6 protein-coding genes and 1 pseudogene are annotated in these 3062 nt (G+C 25.4%); 1 reads left to right on the plus strand and 6 read right to left on the minus strand.

Annotation, left to right across the window (positions count from 1 at the left end; genetic code table 11):
- Positions 1–189 precede the first annotated feature (189 nt).
- From GQF29_RS18255 to GQF29_RS18275, 5 genes are all read right to left on the minus strand, one after another.
- Complete coding sequence (locus GQF29_RS18255; RefSeq protein ID WP_054690560.1) at positions 190–633, minus strand: hypothetical protein; 444 nt, start codon at positions 631–633, stop codon at positions 190–192.
- 70 nt (positions 634–703) lie between these two features.
- Positions 704–1285 (minus strand): hypothetical protein, encoded by a 582-nt coding sequence (locus GQF29_RS18260; RefSeq protein ID WP_236916516.1) that lies wholly within the window; start codon positions 1283–1285, stop codon positions 704–706.
- Between the two features lie 11 nt (positions 1286–1296).
- Positions 1297–1620 carry a hypothetical protein gene (locus GQF29_RS18265; protein ID WP_008790894.1) on the minus strand — a complete coding sequence of 108 codons (324 nt, stop codon included), beginning with the start codon at positions 1618–1620 and terminating at the stop codon, positions 1297–1299.
- A gap of 53 nt (positions 1621–1673) precedes the next feature.
- Positions 1674–2153 (minus strand): hypothetical protein, encoded by a 480-nt coding sequence (locus GQF29_RS18270; protein ID WP_008790893.1) that lies wholly within the window; start codon positions 2151–2153, stop codon positions 1674–1676.
- 23 nt (positions 2154–2176) lie between these two features.
- Positions 2177–2464, minus strand: a complete 288-nt coding sequence (locus tag GQF29_RS18275) for a hypothetical protein (protein ID WP_008790892.1) — start codon at positions 2462–2464, stop codon at positions 2177–2179.
- 58 nt (positions 2465–2522) lie between these two features.
- On the opposite strand from GQF29_RS18275, the gene GQF29_RS18280 reads away from it, so the two are divergent.
- A complete protein-coding gene (locus tag GQF29_RS18280; protein ID WP_008790891.1) occupies positions 2523–2711 on the plus strand; it encodes a hypothetical protein in 189 nt (62 codons plus the stop codon).
- 69 nt (positions 2712–2780) lie between these two features.
- Here the strand turns inward: GQF29_RS18280 and GQF29_RS18285 are convergent.
- Positions 2781–3062, minus strand: a pseudogene (locus tag GQF29_RS18285) (hypothetical protein); the annotation flags it as partial.

Raw genomic sequence — 3062 nt, forward strand, 5'->3', positions numbered from 1 at the left:
TCATTCTTGAGATAATCTTCAGCCTTTACAGAAATTGAACTCCCATACTCAACTGTTACACTATCAATCTTTAATGTCATTGTTTCCTTTTGACAACCAACTAACATTGGAAACATTAAAATCATTAAACTTACAACTATTTTTCTTTTCATAATCTCCACTCTCCCACTTTTTCTTATTTTGATATTTTTAACTACTCATTCGCATATCCTTTACTTGATTTAATAATATTTTTTTCTTATTTAATACATATATAGTTTTTACCATGTTATATGTAATAAATAAAACAACTAAAGAAATCATTAATATAATAATTAATGATAAAACAATAGCTTGGTTTTTCACATCTACTACAGCAATACTTTTGGAGGTAAATATTTTCATTAAAAATTCATAAAAATACTTCCATATATTGGATATCATTGAAATTATAAGACCTATTGAAATAACAGTCAATATTAACTTTTTATGCTCATATCTTGAACAAACTTCTGTATATTCCATAATAAATTCATCATCAGACATATTCATATATTTACTAATGTTATCACTTGTTTCTTTTAAATTTCTCTCTCGTCGACCAGAATATGAAAGTCTATATATTATTTTATTAATTAGTTTATCTTTCTTCATACTTTTTCCTCTTATTCTAGTATATATCATTTTCAATTTATGGTTTGTCAACATTTGTCGAATTATATATTTAATTTTCTTTAATATCGACTCCACCAAATACCTTTAAATCTCTAACTTCTGAATGTTCAAAATCAATTTCCTTATATTCATTATAATATATACGTCCACCTATATCTAACAGCTTATCATATATCATATCAGTATTATATAAACCAAATTTTTCATCACTGATTAATTCAAGTTTATTAGAATCATTTATATAAAATAATGTTCTTCCTTTTTGAATCACATCATAATATGTTATATATATTGTTTTCTCTTTCAGTGCAAGATTTACATATTCTCTTAAATCTTTATTTTTAATTGTTGGAGTTGGAAATAGGGACGTGTCAATCTTAGCGAGAATAACAGCTACAATAAGAACTATCATAGGTATAGAAGAAAGAGGATAATAAAATATAGAAATAAAACTTGATATAAAAAGTATAATAGTTATTATTGTCAATATTAATTCTATATTTGATCTTTTTTTACAATGCTCAGCTTTCTCTATTAATTCTTCTATTGCAGGCAATGCTATAGGATCATCTTCAAACATATCTTTAATAAGATATAAATTTTCTAAATATAAATCAATCTTTTTTTTCATAAATTTTCTTCTCACCTCTTTCTATTTTTGAGTTCTTCATAAAATTTTTCACGGTCATATTCAATAATAAAATTAGCAATTTCTAATAATTCATCTTGAACTTGCTTTTCTATTTCTTTTTCTTTCTCAATGCTTAAAGCATCTCCCTCAAAAAGCATATACAAATTATTGTAAACAGCATGAGAACAGTCTTTTATTTCATCTAAATAAATTTTTCTTTTCTCATCTGTCCCCGCTCTATAATTTTCAAAACAATCTTCTTTTATGAGATGCAAAACCTTAAAATTATTTTCAATACATGACATAGCACATTCTTCTAGTTCTTCTTTTGACATTCTTGTAGACACCTCTTTCTGTGGTAGATGTACCACGCTTTTGACTCATATATTTATCTTATTAACCTTGAATAATAATCATCATACATTTTTGTAAGTTCAACTAAATGATAACTATGTTTTTCATTTGAAATAAGACCAGCATTATATAAAACATTTAACTCTGTTTCCATTTTTTTTATTTCATCTAAAATGCCTTGCCCATATCTTATCTTTTCATCGAGTGTAAAGGTTTGATACTGATAAAAATAATTATCTTTTGTTTTATAAATTTCAAAAGCCAATTGATCAATATAGCGATCACCTATATCTTGTGTTGTCCATTGACATATACTTTCCTGTAGTTCTTTGTTTTCTTTTTCAATATCAACAGCACTTAATTCAATGACTTTATTATCATTATCAACAAGAGTTGCACTGTATTTGGTTCCCTCTAAATGATAAACGACTTTCTCACCAATAAAATTAATCATATTTTTTACTGGTTCAACACACATTCTTTCTGGTGTTTCAAATTTTATTTCTACTTTCATTTTTCATCTCTCTTTCTTAAAATTTATAATACAATTGAAATCATAGAATTTAAATCTAACAGTTCTTTTTTGATTATATTTGCTAATTTATCTTTTTCTTGCTTAGAAAACAAATTTACTCTTTCAAGAATAAATAATGTATATCTTGCATTATCTACACAAGTCATAATACCTTGCCCAAACATTAATTTCTCCTCAAACGTATACGAATTAAACCCCTGAATATATTCCTCTATTCTTTCTTTAATGCATGCCATATCTTCATTTAATTGTATCAAAACTAAATCTTTAATATTTTCTTCTTTTGACATTCTTTTTATTTCTCGCTTTCTTTAAATATATTATAATCAAATTAAAGGAGGTAATCATATGAATTTAATTACTCAAAAGCAAATCACAGCTATCAAAAATATGCTAAATGGTTTTAATAAAACAGAATTGCCATCATATCTTTATAAAGCTATACTTAACAACGACCCTATAATCAATTCATTAACTTCTCTTGATGGTATCATTCTTATTGACTGGCTAAAAAAAGAAATTGAAAATAATCACTAATTCATTATTAAAGATATTGTTTGGCAATATCTTTTCTTTTTTTTATGAACCACCATCTTAAAACTTTAATTACAATATTTTTAAACTCTCAGCTTGATATGTTTGAACAATCATTGGAAAATAACCATCTCCTCTAATATAATGACCTACTATGCAGTTTTCAAAATCTACATACATTTCATTTAATGAGGAACTTTTTTCACTTAACTGCTTTATTAAGTATTCATTATCTGTACTACCAGCAACTTCAATAGCCACTCGTCTTTTGGTTGATACACATGTACATGTAACGCTATAATAGACTTTATTTTGAACATTATCAGTAATCGTGATATAACCCTCAAACTTCAA

Origin of the sequence: Coprobacillus cateniformis, from assembly GCF_009767585.1 — a bacterium.
GTDB classification, from domain to species: domain Bacteria; phylum Bacillota_I; class Bacilli_A; order Erysipelotrichales; family Coprobacillaceae; genus Coprobacillus; species Coprobacillus cateniformis.

Bases quoted from the DNA above. Each gene is read 5' to 3' on its own strand.
- GQF29_RS18265 (WP_008790894.1), bottom strand. From the start codon at position 1,620: ATGTCAAAAGAAGAACTAGAAGAATGTGCTATGTCATGTATTGAAAAT.
- GQF29_RS18275 (WP_008790892.1), bottom strand. From the start codon at position 2,464: ATGTCAAAAGAAGAAAATATTAAAGATTTAGTTTTGATACAATTAAAT.
- GQF29_RS18260 (WP_236916516.1), bottom strand. From the start codon at position 1,285: ATGAAAAAAAAGATTGATTTATATTTAGAAAATTTATATCTTATTAAA.
- GQF29_RS18270 (WP_008790893.1), bottom strand. From the start codon at position 2,153: ATGAAAGTAGAAATAAAATTTGAAACACCAGAAAGAATGTGTGTTGAA.
- GQF29_RS18255 (WP_054690560.1), bottom strand. From the start codon at position 633: ATGAAGAAAGATAAACTAATTAATAAAATAATATATAGACTTTCATAT.
- GQF29_RS18280 (WP_008790891.1), top strand. From the start codon at position 2,523: ATGAATTTAATTACTCAAAAGCAAATCACAGCTATCAAAAATATGCTA.